General features: G+C 67.6%; 22 protein-coding genes and 1 tRNA gene. 9 read left to right on the top strand and 14 right to left on the bottom strand.

Going from position 1 to position 24,618, the window contains the following annotated elements:
* Together AWC08_RS39210 and cwsA are read right to left on the bottom strand one after the other, a co-directional pair.
* On the bottom strand, nt 1-1,959 hold a 1,959-nt coding region (locus AWC08_RS39210; RefSeq protein WP_142283792.1), incomplete at its 3' end, for a PE family protein.
* Nucleotides 1,960-2,102: 143 nt separating this feature from the next.
* On the bottom strand, nt 2,103-2,531 hold the full coding sequence (gene cwsA / locus AWC08_RS24875; RefSeq protein WP_065136481.1) for a cell wall synthesis protein CwsA: 429 nt from the start codon (nt 2,529-2,531) through the stop codon (nt 2,103-2,105).
* A 124-nt stretch (nt 2,532-2,655) separates the two neighbouring features.
* Between cwsA and AWC08_RS24870 the strand changes: the two genes are divergently transcribed.
* Entirely contained in the window at nt 2,656-3,204 is a 549-nt protein-coding gene (locus AWC08_RS24870; RefSeq protein ID WP_065136482.1) for a peptidylprolyl isomerase, read from the top strand.
* Nucleotides 3,205-3,362: 158 nt separating this feature from the next.
* Here AWC08_RS24870 and AWC08_RS24865 read toward each other — a convergent pair whose 3' ends face one another.
* A complete protein-coding gene (locus tag AWC08_RS24865) occupies nt 3,363-3,776 on the bottom strand; it encodes a PH domain-containing protein (protein ID WP_065136483.1) in 414 nt (137 codons plus the stop codon).
* A 168-nt stretch (nt 3,777-3,944) separates the two neighbouring features.
* Complete coding sequence (gene crgA, locus AWC08_RS24860; protein ID WP_065136484.1) at nt 3,945-4,226, bottom strand: cell division protein CrgA; 282 nt, start codon at nt 4,224-4,226, stop codon at nt 3,945-3,947.
* A gap of 98 nt (nt 4,227-4,324) precedes the next feature.
* Here crgA and AWC08_RS24855 point away from each other — a divergent pair, with 98 nt between their 5' ends.
* Both AWC08_RS24855 and AWC08_RS24850 read left to right on the top strand, forming a co-directional pair.
* Nucleotides 4,325-5,068 carry a DUF881 domain-containing protein gene (locus AWC08_RS24855; protein ID WP_065136485.1) on the top strand — a complete coding sequence of 248 codons (744 nt, stop codon included), beginning with the start codon at nt 4,325-4,327 and terminating at the stop codon, nt 5,066-5,068.
* Nucleotides 5,069-5,103: 35 nt separating this feature from the next.
* Nucleotides 5,104-5,799, top strand: a complete 696-nt coding sequence (locus AWC08_RS24850; RefSeq protein WP_065136486.1) for an aminodeoxychorismate/anthranilate synthase component II — start codon at nt 5,104-5,106, stop codon at nt 5,797-5,799.
* Here AWC08_RS24850 and pknB read toward each other — a convergent pair.
* From pknB to AWC08_RS24815, 7 genes are all read right to left on the bottom strand, one after another.
* Nucleotides 5,777-7,657: a Stk1 family PASTA domain-containing Ser/Thr kinase gene (gene pknB, locus AWC08_RS24845; protein WP_065136487.1), complete on the bottom strand. Its 1,881-nt coding sequence runs from the start codon at nt 7,655-7,657 to the stop codon at nt 5,777-5,779. The genes AWC08_RS24850 and pknB overlap by 23 nt on opposite strands.
* Complete coding sequence (locus tag AWC08_RS24840; protein WP_065136488.1) at nt 7,654-8,898, bottom strand: serine/threonine-protein kinase; 1,245 nt, start codon at nt 8,896-8,898, stop codon at nt 7,654-7,656. The genes pknB and AWC08_RS24840 overlap by 4 nt, the downstream gene beginning before the upstream one ends.
* A 193-nt stretch (nt 8,899-9,091) precedes the next feature.
* The gene (gene pbpA / locus AWC08_RS24835; protein ID WP_069435278.1) at nt 9,092-10,570 is read right to left on the bottom strand and encodes a D,D-transpeptidase PbpA; all 1,479 of its coding nucleotides are present in this window, start codon (nt 10,568-10,570) and stop codon (nt 9,092-9,094) included.
* Nucleotides 10,567-11,979 carry an FtsW/RodA/SpoVE family cell cycle protein gene (locus tag AWC08_RS24830; RefSeq protein ID WP_065134240.1) on the bottom strand — a complete coding sequence of 471 codons (1,413 nt, stop codon included), beginning with the start codon at nt 11,977-11,979 and terminating at the stop codon, nt 10,567-10,569. The genes pbpA and AWC08_RS24830 overlap by 4 nt, the downstream gene beginning before the upstream one ends.
* Nucleotides 11,976-13,514, bottom strand: coding sequence for a PP2C family protein-serine/threonine phosphatase (locus AWC08_RS24825; protein WP_065134239.1), 1,539 nt, complete (start codon nt 13,512-13,514; stop codon nt 11,976-11,978). Before AWC08_RS24825 ends, AWC08_RS24830 begins: the two co-directional genes overlap by 4 nt.
* Nucleotides 13,515-13,649: 135 nt before the next feature.
* Complete coding sequence (locus AWC08_RS24820) at nt 13,650-14,117, bottom strand: FHA domain-containing protein FhaB/FipA (protein WP_065047758.1); 468 nt, start codon at nt 14,115-14,117, stop codon at nt 13,650-13,652.
* Between the two features lie 124 nt (nt 14,118-14,241).
* Nucleotides 14,242-15,912 carry a DUF3662 and FHA domain-containing protein gene (locus tag AWC08_RS24815; protein WP_065134238.1) on the bottom strand — a complete coding sequence of 557 codons (1,671 nt, stop codon included), beginning with the start codon at nt 15,910-15,912 and terminating at the stop codon, nt 14,242-14,244.
* A 235-nt stretch (nt 15,913-16,147) separates the two neighbouring features.
* Between AWC08_RS24815 and AWC08_RS24810 the strand changes: the two genes are divergently transcribed.
* From AWC08_RS24810 to AWC08_RS24785, 6 genes are all read left to right on the top strand, one after another.
* Nucleotides 16,148-16,230 (top strand) — tRNA-Leu (locus tag AWC08_RS24810).
* Nucleotides 16,231-17,829: 1,599 nt separating this feature from the next.
* Entirely contained in the window at nt 17,830-19,143 is a 1,314-nt protein-coding gene (locus tag AWC08_RS24805; protein WP_065134237.1) for an ammonium transporter, read from the top strand.
* A gap of 20 nt (nt 19,144-19,163) precedes the next feature.
* Complete coding sequence (locus AWC08_RS24800) at nt 19,164-19,412, top strand: type II toxin-antitoxin system Phd/YefM family antitoxin (protein WP_065134244.1); 249 nt, start codon at nt 19,164-19,166, stop codon at nt 19,410-19,412.
* Nucleotides 19,413-19,417: 5 nt separating this feature from the next.
* Nucleotides 19,418-19,789: a type II toxin-antitoxin system VapC family toxin gene (locus tag AWC08_RS24795; protein WP_232008104.1), complete on the top strand. Its 372-nt coding sequence runs from the start codon at nt 19,418-19,420 to the stop codon at nt 19,787-19,789.
* Between the two features lie 33 nt (nt 19,790-19,822).
* The gene (locus tag AWC08_RS24790; RefSeq protein ID WP_065134236.1) at nt 19,823-20,089 is read left to right on the top strand and encodes a YdeI/OmpD-associated family protein; all 267 of its coding nucleotides are present in this window, start codon (nt 19,823-19,825) and stop codon (nt 20,087-20,089) included.
* A 239-nt stretch (nt 20,090-20,328) separates the two neighbouring features.
* Nucleotides 20,329-21,822, top strand: coding sequence for a PPE family protein (locus AWC08_RS24785; protein ID WP_065134243.1), 1,494 nt, complete (start codon nt 20,329-20,331; stop codon nt 21,820-21,822).
* 2 nt (nt 21,823-21,824) lie between these two features.
* On the opposite strand, the gene AWC08_RS24780 is transcribed toward AWC08_RS24785, so the two are convergent.
* The 3 genes from AWC08_RS24780 to AWC08_RS24770 are packed head-to-tail and all read right to left on the bottom strand — an operon-like array spanning nt 21,825 to nt 24,563.
* Nucleotides 21,825-22,166, bottom strand: a complete 342-nt coding sequence (locus AWC08_RS24780; protein WP_065134235.1) for a GNAT family N-acetyltransferase — start codon at nt 22,164-22,166, stop codon at nt 21,825-21,827.
* 9 nt (nt 22,167-22,175) lie between these two features.
* Nucleotides 22,176-23,153, bottom strand: a complete 978-nt coding sequence (locus AWC08_RS24775; RefSeq protein ID WP_065134234.1) for a pirin family protein — start codon at nt 23,151-23,153, stop codon at nt 22,176-22,178.
* A gap of 27 nt (nt 23,154-23,180) precedes the next feature.
* Nucleotides 23,181-24,563 carry an acyl-CoA dehydrogenase family protein gene (locus AWC08_RS24770; RefSeq protein ID WP_065134233.1) on the bottom strand — a complete coding sequence of 461 codons (1,383 nt, stop codon included), beginning with the start codon at nt 24,561-24,563 and terminating at the stop codon, nt 23,181-23,183.
* Between the last annotated feature and the right edge of the window lie 55 nt (nt 24,564-24,618).

The raw sequence follows: 24,618 nt of genomic DNA, 5'->3' as shown, positions 1-24,618 counted from the left end.
GCCATGGCCCCCGATCGGACCCCCGCCGCCGAGGCCGCCTTGTCCACCCTGTCCGCCCTGTCCGCCGCTGCCGGCGGTGCTGCCGGTCACGGTTGTGTAGCCGCCTTGTCCGCCGTTTGCGCCCCGGCCGCCGTCGCCGCCGCTGCCGGCAAGGCCGCCCGTGCCACCGTTTCCGGCTGCGCCGCCATCGCCACCCCGGCCGCCGTTGCCGCCGTTGCTGCCGTTTCCGGCGTTGTTCCCGCCGTCATCGGAGGCGCCGGTGGCGCTGAAACCGCCGTAGCCGCCATCGCCGCCGCGGCCGCCACTACCGTTGATCGCGCCAGCGACCGCATTTCCGCCCGCCCCGCCGTTGCCGCCGTTGCCAGCGTGACCGCCGTCACCACCTGTGCCGCCGGGACCGATCATGCCGCCCGCGCCGCCGCTGCCTCCCGCTCCGCCGTTGCCGCCGTTGCCGGCGGTATGGCCAACGGTGAAGGTGTTGCGGCCCTTGCCGCCCGCGCTGGTGCCGTCGTCGTCTACGCCGTTGGCGCCGGCGCCGCCCATTCCCCCGGCACCGCCCGCGCCGCCGGTCCCGGAATGGCCCGCGTGGCCGGCGGCTCCGGCGCCAGTCCCGGCCGCACCGCCGTCCCCGGCCCTACCGCCGACGCCTCCGGTGCCGCCGTTGCCGCCGTCCACACCAAGCCCCACACCTGAGCCGCCGTTCCCGCCGGTGCCGCCGGCTCCGGCGAGGCCGCCGGTGCCCCCGGTGCCGTTGGTGCCGCCGACGCCTGCGCTGCCCCCGGTCCCGCCCGGTCCGCCGGCACCGCCGGCATGACCGGTCCCACCTGTGTTTGTGCCGGCCGCCGCGTTGGTCCCAGCATCACCGGCTCCGCCGGTGCCACCGGTTCCTCCGGTGCCGCCACCGCCCGCGTTACCCGTATGACCCGTCGAGCTGAACAACCCGGCTACGCGACCCCCTGGCCCACCGGCACCGGCGTCACCTCCGGTGCCACCGCTGCCGCCCGCCCCACCGTCAACGCCATGGCCGACCCCGCTGCCGCCGTCCCCGCCCTGTCCTCCTGGGCCGCCCATCCCGCCGGTACCGCCGCTGCCGCCGGACCCCAGCAGTAAAGCGTTGCTGGCACCGCCCGCACCGCCTGCTCCTCCAGCACCGCCGACGGAACCGGGATCACCGGTTGCTCCTGCCACGGCGGCCGCGGCACCGGGTGCGCCGGCTCCGCCCGTTCCGCCCGGGCCCCCGTTGCCGCCGATGCCGCCGATGCCGCCGATTGCCATATTCGGTCCGCCGTTGCCGCCGAGTCCGCCGGTTCCAGCCGCGATGCCGATCGCACCGGCTCCGCCGGCACCGCCGGCCCCGCCGTTGCCGCCGGCACCGGCCAAGTACCCACCGCTGCCACCGGCCCCACCGTTGCCTCCCGTCGCGCCGGCGCTGGCCGCGGCCCCGCCGGCCCCACCGGTTCCGCCGCGGCCGAACAGTCCGGCCGACCCGCCATTGCCGCCGGGTCCACCGGGAGCACCGGAACCGCCGTCGCCGCCATTGCCCCTCAGGATCCCGCCCGCCCCGCCGGGCTGTCCCGAACCGGCGGCGCCGTCGGCGCCGTCGCCGATCAGCGGACGACCGGTCAGGTTCAGGAAGGGAGCGTTGACCGCGTCGAGCAGGCTCTGCAGAGGCGCGGCGGCGGCCGCCTCCGCGCCGGTATAGGAGGCGGCGCCCGCAGCCAAGGCACGCAGGAATCCTTCGTGAAACGTCTCCACTTGGGAGCTCAGCGCCTGATATTCCTGGCCGTGCGCGGAGAACAGGGCTGCGATGGCCGTCGATACCTCATCGGTGCCCGCCGCCAGCATTGGTGTCGTGTCCGCGAACGCCGTCCCGTTGGCGGCGCTGAGTGATGCCTGGATGGCAGCCAAATCCCTTGCCGCCGAAGACAATACATCGGGTGTCACGATCAACAGTGACATGTCTGTCCGCCCTATTGTTGGTCAAGTTCGGGTCGGTGAGACCGTCGCGCAGCGTTGCGTCCCACGCGGATGAAGCATCAGCCTCCGCACGAAGCGCGGCTTGAGTACTTGACTACTTAAATAGGCGGGTTCCGGGCCTACGCCTACGGGCGCGGCTGCACATCCACACTCGGCGGACGCGGCGAAGGCTCCGGCTTCGACGAGCGCCGCACCACGCTGAAGGCGACCGCACCTCCGGCCAGCACTACGACGGTCGCCGCCCCCGCGATCAGCCACGGCTTCTTGCTGCGGCGCTGATTGCGGCGGGCGTCCTGCAGCAGCTGGGGCAGACTGGCGACCACTTCCTGCGCGGCGGCCAGCTCCTGGCCGAGCGTTTCCTGAGCGGCCGCGAGCTCCCGTGCCAGCCGGCCCTCCCGATAGCGGCGGCGGACTTCCGTCGCGGTGGAGTGGGCTGACTGGACCCCGAGGCCCACCACGCCGCGAGTGACATCCACGGGTCCCACCGCCGTGTAGGTCAGGCCACGGGTCAGTCGCTCGCGTGGGGTCAACGTGGCTTCCGCCTTCTGGCTCATCTGCCGCCTTTCGATGTACCGCTCGAAGTCTTACGCAGTCCTATCAGGTCCCGGGGTCCCGGGGCTAGAGCGTGGCTCCTGGCGTGCCGCCGACGGCACCGGGTGTGAGGGCAGCAGCCGCGTAATGGCAGACTGTGGTCCCGTGACTAACAGCCCCATTCAGACCGCTACCGCCACGCTGCACACCAATCGCGGAGACATCAAGGTCGCCCTGTTCGGGAACCACGCGCCCAAGACCGTCGCCAACTTCGTCGGCCTGGCGCAGGGCACCAAGGAGTACTCCACTCAGAACGCCTCGGGCGGTCCGTCGGGCCCGTTCTACGATGGCGCGGTCTTCCACCGGGTGATCCGGGGCTTCATGATCCAGGGCGGTGACCCCACCGGCACCGGCCGCGGCGGCCCCGGCTACAAGTTTGCCGATGAGTTCCACCCCGAGCTGCAGTTCGACCGTCCGTACCTGCTCGCGATGGCCAACGCCGGCCCGGGCACCAACGGCTCCCAGTTCTTCATCACCGTCGGCCCGACTCCGCACCTGAACCGGCGCCACACCATCTTCGGTGAGGTCATCGACCCCGACTCACAGGGTGTCGTCGACGCGATCGCCACCACGCCCACTGATGGCAGCGACCGGCCCACCAACCCGGTTGTCATCGAGTCGATCACCATTTCCTGACACCAGCCGCCGCCGCGAGCGACCGGCGCGGGCGTCCCGCCGCCGAGCGTGCACATAATGCCGGTCGTAGCGGCGTGTCGATGTACAAACGCGCACGCTCGCCGGGCGCAAGACAGGCCAGGTAAGCGCGCGCTCGCGGCCAGGCAAGGACCGGAAAGCTATCCCGCGTAACCGGCGTCGGTGAGCGCGTCCAGCACCTCTAACGGGTCGGTGCCCAGATCCCAGCGGGACAGGATGAGCAGCCCGCCGTCGACGGTTTCAAGCTCCAGCAGACGGACCCTGCGCCCGTGTCGGCGGAACTCCGAGATGCGGATGATCTTGATGACGTCCCGGCGCAACACCTGCGTGCGGAACCAGCCGCGCACCGCCAAACCCTCGGACGTGATTGCCAGCTTGGGCCGTGCGCGCCACGAGGCCATGGCAAACAAGAGCAAACCCACCGCCGCGATCCCCGCGATAACCCGGCCCGGCGGGTCTGTGACCAGCGTCACAGTCGTGATAGCCAGCACGGCACCCGCGATCCCACAACCAGCGATTCCCGCCGTCTGCGGCGCCCACTCAGTTTGCTGCATGTGCTACCGCGCCCCCCTTACCACGGTAGATACGGTTATCCACAGACGCTATCAACAGTGGGGATGAATCACACGCGTGTGATTGGGTGAGCAGAAGGTTGCTGGCGCGCTCGCCGAACCACCGCAGAATGAATGCATTACGCGCTCGTGAATACCCGTTGCGGCCGCTCAGTGCCAGCGCATCGTCAGCAACAACCCGGTGATCATGAACGAGAACGCGATCGCGTAATTCCACGGACCCAGTTCCGCCATCCAGTGCAGCGCTGCCGGCGCCTGGGGCCCGTAGGCCGCGAGCTGGAAAACCATCAACCAGACGAGGCCGATCAGCATCAGACCGATGAACAAGGCGACGAACCACACGCTCGACGGCCCGACCTTCACCTTCACCGGGGTGCGGCTGACCGCGCTGACGGTGAAGTCGTTCTTCTTGCGGACCTTCGACTTGGGCATGTGTACCTCTGATACCTCAACAACAAGCGGGACGGGTGCAACGATTACGGTTGCATGCAGGTAGAGCTCGGATACGAGACTAGCCCACAGGAGACACCATGATCGATCGGCGCCGCTCGCCGTGGCGCTTCGGTGTCCCGTTGGTGTGTCTGCTGGCCGGACTGCTGTTGGCTGCCACGCACGGGGTCTCCGGCGGCGCGGAGATCCGCCGCAGCGATGCGCCCCGCCTGGTCGATCTGGTGCGGGAGACGCGCTCCTCGGTCGGGCACCTGGATGCCGAGCGGGAAGCGCTCACCCGCAAGATCGACGCCGCGCACGGGCGGTCCTCGGACGTCGCGCTCAAGGCCATGCTCAAGCGGGCCGCCGAACTGGCCGGCGATGCGGACATGAACCCCGTGCACGGCCCCGGCCTGGTCGTCGTCCTCAACGACGCCCAGCGTGACGCCAACGGGCGATTCCCGCGCGATGCCACACCCGATGACCTGGTGGTGCACCAGCAGGACATCGACGGTGTGCTCAACGCATTGTGGAGCGCCGGTGCGGAGGCGATACAGATGCAGGACCAGCGGATCATCGCCACCTCGGTGGTCCGCTGCGTCGGCAATACGCTGCTGCTCAACGGCCGCACCTACAGCCCGCCGTATTCCATCACCGCGATCGGCAACGCCACGGCCATGCAAGCCGCCCTGGGGGCCGCTCCCCTGGTGACGCTCTACAAGCAGTACGTCGTCCGGTTCGGGCTGGGCTACCGGGAGGACGTCAAGCCCGATGTCGCCGTCGTCGGGCATGCTGAACCGGTTCGGCTGCACTTCGCGCAGCCCATCGGCCCGATCGGCTACTGACGGCAGCACCCGGGGGCGGACGGTAACCTGTCACGATGCGGATCCTCGTCGTCGACAACTACGACAGCTTCGTGTTCAACCTGGTGCAATACCTGGGCCAGCTGGGCGTCGAGGCTGCGGTGTGGCGTAACGACGACGCCAGGCTCACAGGGCGCGAATGCCCCGAAGCCATAGCCGCCGAGTTCGACGGCGTGCTGCTGAGCCCCGGACCCGGCACACCGGAACGGGCCGGCGCATCGATCCCTCTGGTGCGTGCGTGTGCGGCCGCGAACACACCGCTGCTCGGTGTCTGCTTGGGACACCAGGCCATCGGGGTGGCTTTCGGGGCCACAGTCGATCGCGCGCCGGAGCTGCTGCACGGCAAGACCAGCAGTGTGTTCCACGCCAATGTCGGTGTGCTACAAGGACTTCCGGACCCATTCACGGCCACCCGGTATCATTCGCTGACTATCCTGCCTGAGTCGTTGCCCGCCGAGCTGGAGGCCATCGCGCACACCCAGAGCGGGGTGATCATGGCCGTGCGGCACACCTCGCTGCCGATCCACGGCGTCCAGTTCCACCCCGAGTCGATCCTGACCGAAGGCGGGCACCGGATGCTGGCCAACTGGTTGAGCTACTGCGGCTGGGCCCGCGACGACACGTTGGTGCGCCGGCTGGAGAACGAGGTGCTCACCGCGATCCGGCCGCACTTTCCCAACGACGCGGGGGCTACTGACCGAACTTCAGCGTGATCACGCCGTCGCGGTTCACGCCGCTGCCAGCGGACGGGCTCTGAGAGACGACCTTGTTGTGCAGGGCGCCCCCGGCGTCGACGTCGGGACCTTTGTCCAGCACTCCGGTCCAGCCCAGCGCCCGCAGCCGCGGTTCGGCGTCGGTCCAGAACATGCCGGTCACGTCGGGCATGATGAACTGGTTGCCCTTGGACACCTGCAGTTCGATGACGGTGTCGACCGGCTGTGTCTCACCCTTGGCCGGATTGGTGCCGATGACTTCGCCGGCCGGGCGCGGGCTGTCGACCTGGGTCTGGGTGATCTTGGTGAATCCGTAGACGTTCAGATTCTTCTGCGCGACGTCGACGGTCTGTCCCGTGACGTCGGGGATCTGCTTGGTCTCCGGACCCGAGCCCACGATGATCGTGATGACGTTGGTGATGGCCGACGTCTGGTTGGCGGGCGGGTTCGTCCCGACCACCTTGCCCTGCAGTTCCGGAGTCGACGGCGAGTTCGACTGCTTGAACTTGTTGAAACCGGCCGCGGTCAGCTTCTTGACCGCCTCGGAGTACGTCAATGAGGACACGTCGGGCACTTCACGCTGCTCCGGCCCCGTGGAGACGTTGATGGTGATCTCGTCGCCGGCTCCCACCGAAGAATTGGCCGCCGGGTCAGTCCCGATGACGTGATCGGGCAGGATCTGGGAGTCGGGCTTCTGCTGCGTACGCGTCTTGAAGCCCTTGTTCTGTAAGGCCACGATCGCATCGGCGGAACTCTGGCCCCGGACGTCGGGAACTTGAACGCTGCGGGTGTTTCCGCCGAACGTGTTGATTGCGATCGTCACGACGATGGTCAGCACCGCCAGCACCGCGACCACGGCCACCCACCGGCCCACCGAGCCCGCACTGCGGTCCCGGTCGGAGTCGTCGAAATTCTGCCGTGGCAGCGGGTCGGTGCGCGGACCGCCGTGGCCGGCGCCGGAAGACGACATGAACGCCTTGCGCTCGGCGCCGGTGAGCACCTTGGGCGCTTCCGGCGGTTCACCGTTGTGCACCCGGACCAGGTCCGCTCGCATCTCGGCCGCCGTCTGGTACCGGTTCTCCGGGTTCTTGGCCAGCGCCTTGAGCACGACGGCATCGAGGTCGGCGGAAATGCCCTCGTGGCGCTCCGAGGGCGGGATCGGGTCCTCCCGGACGTGCTGGTAGGCCACCGACACCGGCGAGTCACCGGTGAAAGGCGGCTCACCGGTCAGCATTTCGTACAGAACGCAGCCCAGCGAATAGACATCGGAGCGGGCGTCGACGGAATCGCCGCGGGCCTGCTCCGGCGAGAGATACTGCGCGGTACCGATCACCGCGGCGGTCTGGGTGACGCTGTTGCCACCGTCGGCGATAGCGCGGGCGATCCCGAAGTCCATCACCTTCACCGCGTTGGTGGAGCTGATCATGATGTTGGCGGGCTTGACGTCGCGGTGGATGATGCCGTTCTGGTGGCTGAAGTTGAGCGCCTGGCAGGCATCGGCGATCACCTCGATGGCGCGCTTGGGCGTCATCGGGCCCTCCGTGTGCACGATGTCACGCAACGTGACGCCGTCGACGTATTCCATGACGATGTAGGGCAACGGGCCCGCGGGCGTCTCCGCCTCACCGGTGTCGTACACCGCGACGATCGCGGGGTGGTTCAGCGCGGCGGCGTTCTGCGCCTCGCGCCGGAAACGTAGATAGAAACTCGGATCGCGGGCCAGGTCGGCGCGCAGCACCTTGACCGCGACGTCGCGGTGGAGCCGCAGGTCACGTGCTAGGTGAACTTCCGACATACCTCCGAATCCGAGGATGTCGCCCAGTTCGTAGCGGTCGGACAGATGCCGAGGGGTGGTCATCGCGGTATCTCAAATCGGGCCAGCGACGCGTGCAGTACAGACCTACCGGTTTGCGGGCTGTCCGTCCAGTCGAGATCCGCATTCGGCGCGGGCCCGAAGTCGTCGGTCTGGATGCTGCCGGTGTTGGTGACCGTCGGCGGGGGCGAGGGCTGATTGTCGGCCTTGGAGTTGATCACGATCAGCACCGCGATGATGATCGCCAGCGCCCCGAGCACGCCGGCAGCCCACAGCAGCGCGCGTTGGCCCGACGAGAACGTCCGCCGAGCGGGTGGCCGGTGCCCGGCGGCCCGGCGCGGCGCCGTGGTCCGGGTGGCCGGAGCCGGCGCGATCCTGGCGGGGGTGGCCGACGGGATGGCCGCGGGGGCAGCGCGCCCCGGCGGCGGTGACTGGCTGGGTCGCGGCGGACGGCGCCCGGCCCGCACGGCGGCCACCGCGTCGGCGAACGGCCCGCCGCTGCGGTAGCGCTGGCTGGGGTTCTTGACCAGCGTGATCTCGATCAGTTCCCGGACATTGGGCGGCAGGTCGGCGGGCAGCGGTGGCGGCGGCTCCTTGATGTGCTTCATCGCCACGGTCAGGGCGCCGTCGCCGGTGAACGGCCGCTTACCCGAAACGACTTCGTAGCCAACGACTCCCAGTGCATAGACGTCACTGGCCGGGGTGGCGTCATGACCGAGCGCCTGTTCGGGAGCGATGTACTGCGCGGTGCCCATCACCATGCCGGTCTGGGTCACCGGTGCCGCGTCGACGGCCTTGGCGATGCCGAAGTCGGTGATCTTCACCTGCCCGGTGGGCGTGATCAGGATGTTGCCCGGCTTGACGTCGCGGTGCACCAGGCCGGCGGCGTGCGCGACCTGCAACGCGCGACCGGTCTGCTCGAGCATGTCCAGCGCGTGCCGCAGCGACAGCCGCCCGGTGCGCTTGAGCACCGAGTTCAGCGGCTCGCCGTTGACCAGCTCCATCACCAGGTAGGCCGTGCGGCCCTCGCCGTCCATCGCGCTCTCGCCGTAGTCGTGGACTTGGGCGATGCCGGGATGGTTGAGCATGGCGGTGGTACGGGCCTCAGCGCGGAACCGCTCGATGAACTCCGGGTCCTGCGAGAACTCCTGCTTGAGCACCTTGACCGCGACGCGCCGGCCCAGGCGGCTGTCCACCGCCTCCCACACCTGGCCCATGCCACCGGTGGCGATGAGCCGCTGCAGCCGATACCGGCCGGACAGCGTCACCCCAACGCGGGGACTCATATTTCGCCTCGCTCCGGTCCGACTCGACGGTGGCGACCCGTCCCCCGCAAGCGGGAGGTGCCCCCAGCGCCCGGCTGAAGCGGATCGTGTCGACCCGCTGCGCCCGGCTTCGCCGCGCGGGCGATCGACACGGCCGGGCTAGCGATCGCCACGGCACGTGCCGCGCTTGCCGTCCTCACTCGCCTGTGGCGACTCATGGTCCCCCTTGCAAAGCAGCCTCGATCACTGCCCTCCCGATGGGCGCGGCCAGCGCGCCCCCAGTCGCGGACAGGCGATCGCCGCCGTTTTCGACCAGCACCGCCACGGCAATCTTCGGGGCCTGCGCTGGTGCGAAGGCGATATACCACGCGTGCGGTGGAGTATGCCGCGGGTCGGTGCCGTGCTCGGCGGTACCCGTCTTGGATGCGATCTGCACGCCGGGGATGGCCCCTTTCTGCTGTGCGACTTTCTCGGCGCCGACCATCAGCTCTGTTAGCTTAGCGGCGACCTGCGGCGACACCGCGCGGCGCTGCTGGTACGGGGCCGTGGTGCTGATATTGGCCAGGTCCGGCCCCTTGAGGCTCTCTACCAGGTACGGCTGCATCATCACGCCACCGTTGGCGATGGTGGCGGCCACCTCCGCGTTCTCCAGCGGGGTCAACGCGACATCCTTCTGGCCGATGCTGGTCATGCCCAGCGCGGCGGCGTCCGGGATGGTCCCGACCGTCGATTCGGCGACCTGCAGTGGAATGGGCTCGGGGGCGCTGTCCAGCCCGAAGGCGTGCGCCATGCTGCGCACCGCGTCGGTTCCGGTGAGCAGGCCGAGCTGCACGAACGCGGTGTTACACGACTTGGCGAACGCCTCGCTCAGCGACACCGTGTCGCCGGGTCCGCAGGCGGTGCCGCCGTAGTTCTCCAGCGTCGCGGTGCTGTTGGGCAGCGGGATCCTCGCCGCCGCCGTCAACTGCTGGGTCTCGGTGGCCCCGGCCTGCAGGGCGGCCGCGGTGGTGATCACCTTGAACGTCGACCCTGGCGGATAGGTCTCCGAGATCGCACGGTTGATCAGCGGATTGTCCGGGTTGTCGCGCAGGTTCTGCCAGGTTTGGGCTTGGATGTCGGGATTGTGGGACGCGAGCAGGTTCGGGTCATACGACGGTGAGGACACCAGCGCGAGGATCTTGCCGGTGGCGGGCTCCAACGCGACGACGGCGCCCTTGCACGGTGACCCTGAGCAGCCCTGCTGCATCGCGTCCCACCCGGCCTGCTGGATCCGGGGGTTGATCGTCGTGTCGACGTTGCCGCCGCGGGGGTCGCGGCCGGTGAAGAAGTCCGCCAGGCGCCGGCCGAAGAGCCGTTCGTCGGAGCCGTTGAGCAGCGAATCCTCAGCACGTTCCAGGCCGGCGCTGGAGTAGCGCAGCGAGTAGAAACCGGTCACCGGCGCGTACGCCGCCGGGTTGGGATACACCCGCAGGAAACGGAATCGGCTGTCAGTGGCCACCGAGTAGGCCAGCAACTGGCCGCCGGCGATGATCTGCCCGCGCTGCCGCGAATACTCGTCGAGCAGCACCCGCTGGTTGCGCGGGTCGGCGCGCAGCCCGTCGGCGGTGAAGACCTGCGTCATGGTGGCGTTGAGCAGCAGCAGCACGATCAACGCCATCACGGTCATCGAGATACGGCGCAGCGAGGTGTTCATACGCGCTCGATCACCTCGGTACTGGCCGCCGCGATCGGTGACTTCTTGCGCGGGCGGGTGCGCAACGGACGGCGGGCGCCATCGGAGATGCGCGCCAGGATGCCCAGCAACACATAGTTGGCCAGCAGCGACGAACCGCCATAGGACATCCATGGCGTGGTCAGCCCGGTCAGCGGGATCAGTTTGGTGACGCCGCCGACAACGATGAACAGCTGGATCGCCAGGGTGGAGGCGAGACCGGCGGCCAGGAGCTTGCCGAAGCTGTCGCGGGTGGCGATCGCGGTGCGCATGCCGCGGACGATGACGATCGTGTACAGCATCAGGATGCTGGCCAGGCCGACCAGGCCCAGCTCCTCACCGAACGCGGCGATGATGAAGTCGGTGGAGGCCGCGGGAACGGTGTCGGGCTGGCCGTTGCCCAGACCCGTCCCGAAGATGCCGCCGGTGGCGAAGCTGAACAGCGCCTGCACCATCTGATAGCCGGTTCCATCGGGGTCGGCGAACGGGTCCAGCCAGGTCTGCACCCGAACCCGCACGTGCGCGAACAAGTGATAGGCCACCAGGCTTCCGCCGGCGAACAGCACCAGCCCCAGCATCACCCAGCTGAACCGCTGGGTGGCCAGATAGACCACCACCAGAAACGACGCGTACAGCAGCAGCGACGTGCCGAGGTCCTTCTCGAAGACCATCACACCCACCGAGATCACCCAGGCGGCCAGCAGCGGGGCCAGATCACGCGGCCGCGGCAGGGTCAGCCCCAACACGTGCTTGCCCGCGCTGGTGAACAGGTTGCGCTTGGCCACCAGCACCGCGGAGAAGAAGATCAGTAGCAGGATCTTGGAGAACTCGGCGGGCTGAATTGAGAAGCCCGGCAACCGAATCCAGATCTTGGCACCGTTCTGCTCGGACAGTGACGCCGGCAGCAGGGCCGGAATCACCAGGAAAATCAGACCGGCCAGGCCACAGATGTAGCCGTAGCGGGCAAGTTGGCGGTGGTCCTTGAGGAACGTCACCACCAGCGCGAACGCCGTGACGCCAACCAGGGTCCACAGCATCTGCTGGTAGGCGCTGGGATGTCCCTGCCGGCCCACCTGCTTGTCCACCAGGTCCAGCCGGTGGATCATCACCAGGCCCAGCCCATTGAGCAGCGCCACCACTGGTAGCAGCAGCGGATCGGTGTACGGCGCGAAGCGGCGGAGGGCCAGATGCGCGATGCCGAACAGGGTGAGAAACCCCAATCCATAGGTGGTGAGGTCCCAGTGCAGGCTGCGTTCCTGGTTGGCCTCCACGATGAACAGCGCCGCGATGGTGATGAGCGAGGCGAAACACAACAGCAGCAACTCGGCATTGCGCCGAGTTGGCAACGGGGGCGTCACCGTTACGGGTGCCGGCAGTTCCGTTGTGGTCATGCCGCGGGTCGGCAATCCGCCTGCTGCGGAGTTTCGGTCGTCGGCGCGGCGGAGCTGGGCGTAGTCGACGACGGGGTAGCAGGCGCTGCCGGGGTGGTGCTGGAGTGGGTCGATGGCGTGGTGGTGGTGGGCGCTGAGCTCGGCGTCGCCGATGGAGTGGTCGACGGCGTGGCGGAGGCCGGCGCTGACGGCTGGTAGCTCGGTTCGGGGGTGCCGCTGCTGTTCGTCGACGGGGCCGAAGGCTCGGGCGCCGAGGTCGCGCCCTGATGGCACCGCGGCTTCAGCGACTTGGCCAACTCGCGCAACTGCTTACGGGCGTCGTCCAGAGTGCCGGAGGGAAGCTGCAACGACTGAACCGACGCCCGGCCGGACGGCGTCAGATCGTTTACCTTCATCAGCTGGCAGTCCTTGGTTGGCTGACCCTCGCTGATTTCGGAGATGTCGTCTTTGGCGGTCACGCAGCCCAACGAATGCAGGCTGTTCAGCGATAAGCCCAGCAGCGATCCCTGGATGCCCCGCATGATGGCGACCGTGCCGTTGTGGTCGGCAATGTAGTAGTTGTTCCGGATGACGGCGCGGCTGATGAGAAGGCCAGCGATCAGCACCACCGTCAGCACTCCGACCACCAGCGCAATCCGGCGCCGCGACCAGCGCTTCTTCGGTGGCGGTTCGGCCTGCGGCGCAACACGTTTGGTGACTTCGCCCTTGCGTGGGCCGATGGCCGAGGCGCGACCTGCGGCGGTGTTCGGCAGCGTCAGCTGGTCGTCGTCGCCGTCGCCGGATACCGCCCCGGCCAGGATCGGCTGCGTCTGGCCGAACTCGTCGTCCACGACGTCGGCGACCACCACGGTGACGTTGTCCGGGCCCCCTCCGCGCAGCGCCAGCTCGATCAGCCGGTACGCGCTTTCGGCGACGTCAGGGATCTGCAGCGCTTCGGCGATGGTCTCGTTGCTGACCGGGTCGGACAGGCCGTCGGAGCACAGCAGGTAACGGTCGCCGGCGCGGGCTTCGCGCATGGTCAGGGTCGGCTCTACCTCGTGCCCGGTCAGCGCCCGCATGATCAACGAGCGCTGGGGGTGGCTGTGTGCTTCTTCGGCGGTGATGCGACCCTCGTCGACCAGGGTCTGCACGAATGTGTCGTCCTTGGTGATCTGGGTGAGCTCGCCGTCGCGGAACAGGTAGCCGCGTGAGTCACCGATGTGCACCAGACCGAGCCGGTTGCCGGCGAACAGGATGGCGGTAAGGGTAGTGCCCATGCCTTCCAGGTCGGGTTCCATCTCCACCTGAGCCGCGATGGCGGCGTTGCCGGCCCGCACGGCGGAGTCGAGTTTGGCGAGCAGGTCGCCGCCGGGTTCGTCGTCGTCTAGGTGGGCGAGGGCGGCGATCACCAACTGGGAGGCCACCTCGCCGGCTGCGTGACCACCCATGCCGTCGGCCAGGGCCAACAACCGTGCGCCTGCGTAGACGGAGTCTTCGTTGTTGGCGCGTACCAGGCCCCGGTCGCTGCGGGCGGCGTATCGCAGGACGAGGGTCACGGGCGCCACTCCTCGCCCCCGCACGGGTGCGTTACCCCCACGCCCCCGGCTTCGCCGGCGTCTTCGTCGTAGGCGGGGTTCATGGGCGCCACTCCTCGCCCCCGGCTTCGCCGGCGTCTTCGTCGTAGGGGCGGGTCACGGGCGCAACTCTATTGCGGTCTTGCCGATCCGAACCGGCGTACCTATGGGAACTCGCACAGCAGTTGTCACTTTGGCCCTGTCGAGGTAAGTGCCGTTGGTCGATCCTAGATCTTCCACATACCATTCGGAGCCGCGCTGAGACAGCCTGGCATGCCGAGTCGAGGCGTAATCGTCAGTCAATACCAAGGTTGAGTCGTCCGCGCGGCCGATGAGCACCGGCTGGCCGCTCAGTGTGATCCGGGCGCCCTGCAGCGCGCCTTCCGTCACCACCAGATACCGCGCCGTGTCGCGACGCTGGCGCGGGGAAAGCAGGTTGCCGCGCAGCGTCAATCCGCGCCGCACCATGACGGCGCCGGTGGGCGCGTAGATATCGGTGCGCAGAATCCGCAACACCGACCAGATGAACAGCCAAAGCAGCATCAAGAATCCGGCACGCGTCAGTTGCAGTACCAACCCCTGCATCCGGCGGTCCTTTCCGTCCCGGCACTGCCCACCCCGCGCACCTGATGCCGTGCACCTCAGCAACGTCACGATACTTCGAGGGTGACCGATGCGGTGAGATGCGCGGCAGCTTCGAGTCAGTGGGTTAGTGAATGCGGACGATGATCTCGGAATGACCCAGGCGGATCACGTCGCCATCAGCCAATTGCCATTCCTGGACCGGGGCGTTGTTGACGGTGGTGCCGTTGGTGGAATTCAGGTCCGAGAGCAGCGCGACCTGACCGTCCCAGCGGATCTCCAGATGCCGGCGTGACACGCCGGTGTCCGGCAGCCGGAACTGGGCATCCTGCCCGCGACCGACGATGTTGGACCCGTCGCGCAGCTGGTAGGTCCGGCCGCTGCCGTCGTCGAGCTGCAGGGTGACCTGCGCCCCGACCGATCCGTAGCCGCCCTGACCGTAACCGCCGTAGCCGCCGCCCGCCTGGCCGTAATCCTGGGTCGGTGGCTGGCCGTAATCCGCGGCCGGCTGACCGTAATCGCCGTAACCGCCTTGCGGCTCGCCGTAGCCACCTTGCGGCTCACCGTATCCACCTTGCGGCGCGTACCCGCCGGGGGCCGACGCTTCGGCGTACTGGGTGTAGTCCCCCGAGCCGTAGTCCTGGCGGCCGTAACCGCCACCCTGTTGGTAACCCTGGTCCTGGCCGTAACCGCCACCCTGCTCGTAGGAGGGCCGCTGCGGCTCCGGGGGCGCCGGCGGCGCGCTGGGTGCGGCGCCGTACCCCTCGTCCTGACGGGCGGGCTCGCGGCCGTAGTCGCCGTATCCGCCGCCATAGCCCTGCTGACCGCCCGGCGGCTGACCGTAACCGCCCTGCTGGTAGCCCTGGTCCTGGCCATAACCGCCCTGGCTTCCGTAGCCGCCGGCGGGCGGACCCTGGGGCGCCGCCGGCGGAGGTGCCTCGTAGGTAGGCGCGTAGTTGCTCTGGCCCTGGTCGCCGTAGCCGCGCTGCTCGCCGTAGCCCCGCTGCTCGCCGTAGCCGCCCTGGTCGCCGTAGCCGCGCTGCTCGCCGTAGCCGCCCTGCTCGCCGTAACCGCCCTGGGGTTGGCCGGGAGGTTGGCCGTGCGGCTGGCCGTAGCCGCCCTGGCCCTGACCGTAGCCACCCTGGTCCTGGTAGCCGCCCTGCCCGTAGCCGCCTTGCGGAGGTGGCGGGTAACCCTGCTGCGGCGGGTAGCCCCCGGCCTCCGGCGGATACGGGGGTTGGCCACCCTCGTGCGGCCGCTGGTAGCGGTCGTCGTAGTACTCGTCGGGCCGCCCCTGCCCCTGACCGCCGCGGTAGCCTGGATTGTCAGTCATCGGTCGTACTCCTGGTTCTGCGCCAAACGCATGATGTGATTGTGGCCGGGCGGAATCGGTAGCTGTCGGGCGGGGCTCGACGTCGGGGTTGACAGTTCCGCGGGCGCGGAACTGGCCGGTGTGCAGGTTCGAGGCCTGCTCGAACCGGACGACCACTTCACCATACGTTTGCCACCCCTGTTCCTGGATATAGTCCGCCAAGTACCGAGCAAAAGCGTCCGAGGTGAGCTCCGGGTCGCCGCCCACCTTCTCGAAGTCGTGCACACTGAGGGTAATGATGTATTCGTTGGGTGCCAAAAGGCGATTGCCCTGCAGGGACTGAACGCCATCGGCAGCCTCGCGGCGCAATAGGACTTCCACCTCTTGCGGAACGATCGATCCCCCGAAGACTCGGGCAAACGCATCACCAACCGTCGATTCGAGTTTGCGCTCGATGCGCTGAACCAGCCCTCGTTGGCTACCCATTTTTGCGCTCGCCTCACTCCTGTGTACGGGAGTCGTCGGTCGAGGGCGAATGAACTCGGCCGGGTGACTTGATAACTGTCAATCGTATCGGGACAGCGTGACGCGGGGGCACCGCGACAATTCTGAGAGTCACATCGATACTGTTCGGAGACCCTTTCGCAGGCGGTGTGCGGGAGGCCCCGGTCGCTCGGTTGGGGTGTGAACCCACTACAGTGATATGGTCCTCCGGTCGTTCGGGCGAGTGGCGGAATGGCAGACGCGCTGGCTTCAGGTGCCAGTGTCCTTCGGGACGTGGGGGTTCAAGTCCCCCTTCGCCCACAACGAGCGGTTCTACGAACTGCGACGCATGAGGTCACGAACCAGAAATGGTTCGTGACCTTTGTGTTTTGTGGCGGCGGCGCTCTCTGATCTGCTGTCGCCCCTGCAGTCATGAGGCGGCAGGCGGGTGGCCCAGCGCATCCGGGAGACCAGGGATTACGTCCCTTTCTGTGTCCCTTTCTGTGCCGGAGGCCTGCTGCATGATCCCGCCAAACCGCGAGTCCTTTGCGGATACCGCGGAATCCGCACCGCAATGTGGTTATGCGGCTGTCCGACCGGAGCGCGGAAGCCTAAGCGCCGGATGTGATGGTTGCGGTTCGAACCTTGGGCCGACGATACCGACCCTGCTTGCGCGACCCATCTCGGCGTTCTACAACGAGATCTATTTCCGCAGGTTTTGAGGAACCCCTTTGCGGCTGAGAATTTGTAAACTCATGCGTGGCGCCCAGAATTAATCACGCCGATTATGTTTCGAACACTCGCAATTCTAGTTCGTCGCGATCGGCCCGGCGGCGGTCTGCAACTCGGCGATCCGCACGCCGGGCCTGCCAATCAACGCGACGCTCGGGGTCGATTACTGCGTTCAGAAACCGCGACAACTCCACCCGAAGGATACGTTTGCCAAAACCTCCCGCAAACAGCGGGTCGCAATCCAGGCTCCATGTGAATTGCCCGGTCTAAGTCGAACAGCCGCATCGACCAAGCCCAATCTCGCCCCCACAGATACCAAGATCACCAACTGGCCTGCGAGGCAGCACAACTCCAAAACTCAAGACGAAATCGCGCGACGCTAAAGGGGATCAGCAGGCGACCGCTCGTCCGCATGACCATCCCTATCACAGCCCATTGTTATTTTTATAGCACTCGATGTCCAGCGGGTTCGAGCAAAAGCGCTGATGATTGCAACCGGCCAAGGTTGTAGTGGAAAGCAAAGCAATCATTATCGCAACAATGCCCCGTATGCCGTAAGCGCGCATAGTCGAAGTCCTTTTCATCTCTTAACTCCGGTCCTTTCTGACGAGTCGACACCAGTACACCAGCGAGTGGTGATGTTACCGGATAACAAAAAATTTGCGGCTACCGTGACGATGATCGTGTGAAAAAAGAGCGCGAAGCGATCCACTTAAGACGGAACGCTAGCGAAACGTAAATAAAGCGTTCAAATGAGACATTCACGCGTCAGCTGGCGCGATGTTTATTACTGACTTCTATTGCCTCGGCGGCTTCGGTACGGCCGTAGGGCGTTGCCTGCAGTGTGGTTGTTCCGGCTGATGCGGATTTGCGCACTAGCCGAAAGTGCCTGTCCGGCAAGGAATAGTTGGACTTCTCTACGGTTCAATCGTTCCTGCGAGACACCTCGCAGGAGAAGAATACTGCGGTGGCGTCGCGGGTGAGTGTCTATGGGTGCAACCGGAAGACCAACTGGTCCCATGCTCATGGCCAATCACTGGTCCCGTCGCCCTGGCAGGCGTCACGGTTGCATCCCATGATGCGACCGGCCGTGACCTGACTGCCCTGGATCGGCCCACAACGACGCCGTGACAGACGCGTTCGCCCGCCGTCTAGATTCTCTTCGACAGCTATCGAAGGAGTCGCAGCGTGAATATTGATCCCGCGGCCACCGCCTGGTTGCTCGCCAGCACCGCCCTGGTTCTGCTCATGACGCCCGGTCTGGCGATCTTCTACGGCGGGATGATGCGCACCACCGGCGTGCTCAACATGATCATGATGAGCTTCATCTCCATCCCGCTGGTCACCGTGGCGTGGCTGCTGGTGGGCTACAGTCTGGCCTTTTCCGACGGCGGAGCGGGCGGCTTCCTGGGTGGCCTGGCCCACGCCGGGATGAGCGGAATCGGACCGGAAACCCTGCACGGGCAGGTCCCTGAGTTGCTGTACGCCACGTTCCAGCTGAGCTTCGCCATTATCACCGCCGCCCTGGTCAGTGGCGCCATCGCCGACCGTGCCAAATTCGCGGCCTGGATGGTGTTCGTGCTGGTGTGGTCGATCGCCGTGTACGCGGTCATCGCCCACTGGGTGTGGGCGCCCACCGGCTGGCTGGCCAAGATGGGGGTGCTGGACTACGCGGGCGGACTGGTCGTCGAAATCGTCTCGGGCTCTTCGGCTTTGGCGCTGGCCCTGGTGCTCGGGCCGCGCATCGGGTTCAAGGTCGAGGCCATGCGCCCGCACAACCTGCCGTTCGTCCTACTCGGGGTGGGACTGCTGTGGTTCGGCTGGTTCGGGTTCAACGCCGGCTCTGCGCTGGCCGCCAACGGCCTGGCCTCGGCGATCTTCCTCAACACCCTGGTGGCCGGCTGCCTGGGCATGCTGGGCTGGCTCACCGTCGAGCAGTTCCGGGACGGAAAGCCCACCACGTTCGGCGCCGCCTCGGGCGTGGTGGCCGGACTGGTGGCGATCACGCCGTCGTGCGGCACGGTGAACACCCTGGGGGCCGCGGTAGTCGGACTGGTCGCCGGAGTGGTGTGCTCCTACGCGATCCTGGTCAAGTTCAAGCTCAACTACGACGACTCCCTCGACGTGGTCGGGGTGCACTTCGTCGGCGGCGTTGTGGGTGTTTTCCTGATCGGGCTGTTCGCGACCGCGGTGATGACCGGTGGCCCCAAGGGCCTTTTCTATGGCGGCGGATTGGGCCAACTCGGCAAGCAGTGCCTGGCGATGGTGGCGGTCGCCCTCTACGCCTTCGCGGTCAGCTTCGTGCTCGGCAAGCTGATCGACCGCTTCATGGGCTTCCGGGTCAGCGCCACGGACGAGAAGAGCGGTATCGACCTCAGCGAGCACGCCGAAACGGCTTACCCCGAAGGCGTTTACGGCCACCAGGCTCCCCGTCGTCCGACCATCGGCGAGCGAGACGACTCGCGGCCGCGGTCGATCGACGACGAGGACGACCTAACGTAGCACATGTGCTATGGTGCGTTATGAAGGCTGTGGGGCTCCGCGAGTTGCGTCAGAACGCCTCCGAACTCGTCCGCCGTGTGGAGGAAGGCGAGGAAATCGTCATTACCGTCGCTGGGCGCCCGGGTGCTCGGCTCGTGCCTGCTGCCCCACGAACCTGGCGTCGGTGGGCGGACGTCGCCGACCTTGTCGCCGGGCCTGCCGATCCCGACTGGGATGCGGACCGGAGTGCGGTGGCCGATGACGTCGAAGACCCGTGGGCGACTGCGTGAGAGGCGTGCTCGATACCAGCGTGGTCATCGCGACGGATGTCGCTCCCCTAGAGGGCGAGCTGGCTATCAGCGCCGTGACGTTGGCTGAACTGCACTTCGGTGTGCTGGTGGCAAAACGAGGCAGCATCCGGGCCGAGCGACTGCGCCGCCTGCTGCTGCTCCAGCGCACTTTCGACGCACTACCGCTCGATGGAGCGGTGGCGGCTAGCTACGGCCAAATAGCCGCAGCGGTCGTTGAGGCAGGACGCCAGCCACGGGCGAGGTCGATGGATGTGCTGATCGCAGCTACGGCCCACGCCTATTCGGCCCGGTTGTACACCCGTAATCCGGACGACTTCGCCGGACTCGGTGACTTGGTCGACGTAGTGGCGGTCTGACTCCCGGGACTTGCTTGGCGATAGCCTGGCCTAATGAGCAGCCAGCAGGTACCCGGCGGCGTCGTGCACGAAATCCCGGCAGACCTCCGTCAGGCGCTGACCGCAAACGCGACGGCCCTGGAGCTGTGGAACGACATCACTCCCCTGGCCCGCAACGAATTCATCTGCTGGGTCGAGGACGCCAAGCAAGCGGCGACCCGCGAACGCCGCATCCGGCGGACCCAGGAAGAACTCGAGGAAGGCAAGCGCCGGCCCTGCTGCTGGCCCGGTTGCAAGCACCGCGAGCGCAACGGCAGGTAGCGGCCGCCACGCCAGGCCCGTTGCCGGACGCGACACGAGCCGTCTAGTGTTTGGTTAGGCGAACCTAATCTAGCGGCCCCCTCCCGCCAGGTCAGGTCAACCGCCCGCTGCGTCAACTGCCCTGACCGCAGCGAGAGATGCCGAATCCGGCGCCGCGCGCGGCCCGGGCTGCGCAGCATGGGGAGGACCAGTTTGCTGATGGGTTCGATGCCGAGGGGTGGGGCGGCGGTGAGTGCGCCGTGACGACGCCGATCTGGATCGCTTCGCCTCCCGAAGTGCACTCGGCGCTGTTGTCCAGTGGCCCGGGACCGGGAGTGCTGTTGGCGGCCGCCGGCGCGTGGCAGGCGCTCGGCGCCGAGTATGCCCAGGCGGCGGCCGATCTGTTGAGCGTGCTCGCTGCGGCGCAGAGTTCCTGGCAGGGCCCGAGCGCCGCTCAGTACGTCGCCGCGCACGCGCCGTACCTGGGCTGGCTGACCCAGGCGCAGGCGAACAGTCAAGCCGCCGCCGCCCAGCACGAGGCCGCCGCCGCCGCGTACACGACAGCCCTCGCGCTGATGCCGACGCTGCCCGAGTTGGCCGCTAACCACGTCGTCCACGGGGTGCTGGTCGCCACGAATTTCTTTGGTATCAACACGATTCCGATCGCCCTGAACGAAGCCGACTACGTCCGCATGTGGCTCCAGGCCGCGGCCGCGATGACCGGCTATGAGGCAGCGTCGGCGGCGGCCACCGCAGCTGTTCCACCGACCGCACCGGCACCGGCGGTCCTCAAATCCAACGCGGTCGCCGAGCCCAGTCAGCTCGCCGCGGCCGCTCCGGCCGCCGACTCCGGAAACCAACTCAACCTCGCCGACCTCATCACCCAGCTGCTGCAGCAGTACGTGCAGTATGTGCAGCAGCTGTATGAGCCCATCACCAACTTCTTGCAGAACCCGGTCGGCAACACCTTCCAGCTGATCAACGACTTCATGACCAACCCGGCCCAGGCGCTGGTGACCTGGGGGCCGTTCCTGTTCGCCGTGGTCTACCAGATCGTGACGTGGATCGCGGCGAGCCTGACCTACCCCCAGTTGCTGCTCGATCCGTTGTTGTCGATAACCCTGGGTGTCGTCATCGGCGTGGGTTATGAGTACCTACAGCAGCTACCGCCCGTCGTCGCCGAAGGTGCGGAAGCGCCGGTGGCATTGGGCGGCGCACCGCAGCACTCCTCGACCTGGCCGCTGGCGACCCTGGCGCCCACCGTCGCCGGGCCTGCCGGGGCCCCGGCGACCTCCGCGACCGGCACCCCGGGTTCCGCGCCTGCCTTGGCCGCGCCGGCGTCGGCCGCGCCGGCGGTGCCGTACGCCGTGATCGGACTCGACCCGGGCGAGGGATTCACCCCGACATTCCGCGAGGGAACGAAGGCAAAGGCGCCGGCGGAGGGGATCCCGGCGGCGGCGGCGGGAGTGGCGGCGCGGGACAAGCGCCGATCACGACGTCGGCGCTCGGCCATCATGCCGGAGCACCAGTACGCCGACGAGGTCCTGGATTACGACCCGCTCCCAGACCCGTCAGCGCCTGACGAGCCCGCGGCGACGGCCTCGAGTAGTAGCGCCGGCCCAATGGGCTTCGGGGGCACGGCGTCCAGGGGTGACGCCGACGCGGCTGGACTCATGACCCTGTCCGACGACGAGTTCGGTGGCGGCCCAACCGTTCCCATGCTGCCCACCACATGGGAGGCGGCCGGCCGGTAGCCTCAGCTGCTCGGCTGTGTGTTGACCCAGCCCACGACCTCAGCCGTCACGGGGTCGGTGATGTCGTTGTACTCGGGATGCTTCTTGAGCACCGTCACGACCATGGAACACACCGGCACAATCCGCTTGCCGTCCGCTCGTGTCGCCTGCAGTGCGTCCTCGAGCAGCAGTGTCGCCAAGCCGCGCCCGCCGTAGGCAGGATCGATTTCGGTGTGGTGAAACACCCGCTGATCGCCGCGGTCGGCGAAATCGGCGAGGCCGACCTGCCGGCCACCGACGGAGATCGTGTAGCGCCGGCCTTCGGCCCGGATGTCGACCTCTGCGCCGGTCTTATCTGTTGTCATGTGTGCTCCTTACTGATGTGGAAGTGCTCTGGGAACAAGCCGGGTTCTCGGCATCGGCGGGGCGGGCAGTCGGGTGACCGAGCCTCGGTAGCCGTCGACGGCGCCGAAGCGGTCCGCACCGTCCTGCCAGAGTCGCCGGTATGTGACGATCTCGTCGTGGCTGCGGCCGACGAAGTTCCACCACATCACCAGCTCTTCACAGAACGGGGTGCCACCCAGCAATAGAACCCGGGCAGGCCGATCCGCCGGATTGCGCAGCCGCAGCACCCGATGACCGGGTCCTTGGTAGCCCAGCTCGGCGACGGACAGGGCAACTCCGCCGAGCTCGACATCGCCTTCGTCACACAACACCCCGTGCTCGAATGTCGGGTCGATCTCGAATTCGAGGTCGGTGCGCGCGTCGACGTCGAGCTGAGCCCCGAGCAGCGGGGTGAAAGTCGTTACCGGCGAGCGGCTTCCGGCCAGCTCACCGAGGAAGACCGACGCCCGCGCTCCCGGCATCGACACAGTTTCGGGTCGGTAGTGCGCGAAGTCGCGTCCGCTGTCGCGTGCCGAATCCGGCAGAGCGACCCACAGTTGGGCGCCGTGCAACACCCCGGTGCCCACCGATACTTCGGAATGACAGATGCCGGCGCCGGCGGTCATCAGGTTGAGTTCGCCGGGCCGCACCATGGCGTGTACGCCCGCACTGTCGCGGTGCTCCACTTCCCCGCTGAACAACCAGCTCACCGTCTGCAAACCGGTGTGCGGATGCGGCGGCACATCCATGCGCGCGGCGCTTCCGGTCACGGGCCCGTAGTGATCGACGAAGCACCAGGCACCGATCAGCGAGCGTTGCCGCTGCGGCAGGGTGCGCTGCACGGGCATGGCCCGCGGCCCGCCCAGGGGCACCTCCCGTGGACGCAGCACCTCCACAACCGGCGTGTCCCCGGTGACCTGCGAAGCGCCGCAAGCAACTTCGGCTGGGGCGGTCTCCAGGTTGCTCACTCTCGCGACCCTACTCCCAGGACGGGATCACCGGCCGGGCGGTTGCAGCGCCTTCATGGCGACCCGCATCACCGGCTCGGGGATCCTATCCTTCAGTGCCAGCGCTCGATCGGCTGCCCGGGAGCGCAGTGGCGTGCCTCGGCCGAACATCCGGTTGAACGGTCCCCCGGTCGGCTCGACCGTCACGTGCAGCGGCGGGACATCCACCGACGAACCCAGCGCGTTGGAGATGACCATTCGCTGAATCTCGCTTGTGCCTTCAAAGATGGTGTACAACTTGGCATCTCGATACCACTTCTCCACCGGGTGGTCGGTGATGTAGCCCCAGCCCCCCATCGTTTGGATGGCCCGCTCGGTGGCTTTGACCGCGACTTCGCTGGCGGCGAGCTTGGACATGGAACCCTCGCCCCGCTCGAAGGGGACGCCGTTCGCGGCCATCCAGGAGGCGCGCCACGTCAGCAACCTGGCCGCGTCGATTTGAGTCGCCAAGTCGGCCAACGGAAACGCGATTCCCTGATTGTCGATGATGGGTCCGCCGAACGCTTCTCGCTCCGCGGCGTAGGCGGTCGCGTATTCCAGCGCCGCACGTGCGATTCCGATCGCCTGTGCGGCCACCATCGGCCGGGTCTGTTCGAAGGTGCCTAGCGTGGCCGACCCCGACTTCTTGGCGCCGGCCACCACTTCGCGGGCCTTGGCCAGCTTGTGTTCGAGTTTGTCCTGTCCGCCAAGCAGATTGGCGCCGGGCACTCGGACGCCGTTGAACCGCAACTCGGCCGTGTGGGATGCCCGGCAGCCCAGCTTGTCCAGCTTGCGGACCAGCTCCAGCCCGGGTGTGCCGCCCGGAACGACGAACAGGGCCTGACCCCGGTGACCGAGTTCCTCGTCGACCACCGCGTTGACCACGTGCACGTTGGCGATGCCGCCGTTGCCGATCCACATCTTGTGGCCGTCGATGATCCAGTCGTCACCGTCGCGGCGGGCGTGGGTGCGCAGGTTGCGGACGTCGCTGCCCCCCTCGGGTTCGGAGATGGCCAGCGCGGCCAACTTGAGGTCCCCAGGGGTCCCGAAGCATTCCGGGGCCCATTGCAGCATCTGTTCCGGTGAGGCGGCCTGCCCGATCGCCGAGAGCGCCAGAGCCGGCATGACGATGGCCAGGCCGATCCCCGCGCATCCCCAGAACAACTCTTCCATGAACATCGGCAGCGAAATCCCGGTCGGGTCGCCGATCAGATCCCGGTAGAACAACGGGCTGTAGAAACCGCGTTGGGCGGCCTCCTCCAGCACCGGCCACGGAAACTCCTGGCGCTGGTCGTATTCCAGTGCGACCGGCCGGATCACCTCTGCAGAGAACTCGTGGGTCCGTCGGGCGAGATCGTGCTGGGCGCCCGTCGGGGTCACGTCGAATGTCATGGTTGTGCCTCTGATTCAGTTGTCTCAGCCCGGACGGGGCCGCTGTCGAGCGCCG

Source organism: Mycobacterium gordonae (assembly GCF_002101675.1).
Classification (GTDB): domain Bacteria; phylum Actinomycetota; class Actinomycetes; order Mycobacteriales; family Mycobacteriaceae; genus Mycobacterium; species Mycobacterium gordonae.
Note: the sequence above shows the minus strand (reverse complement) of the source record. Positions and strands in the feature narration are given on the sequence as shown.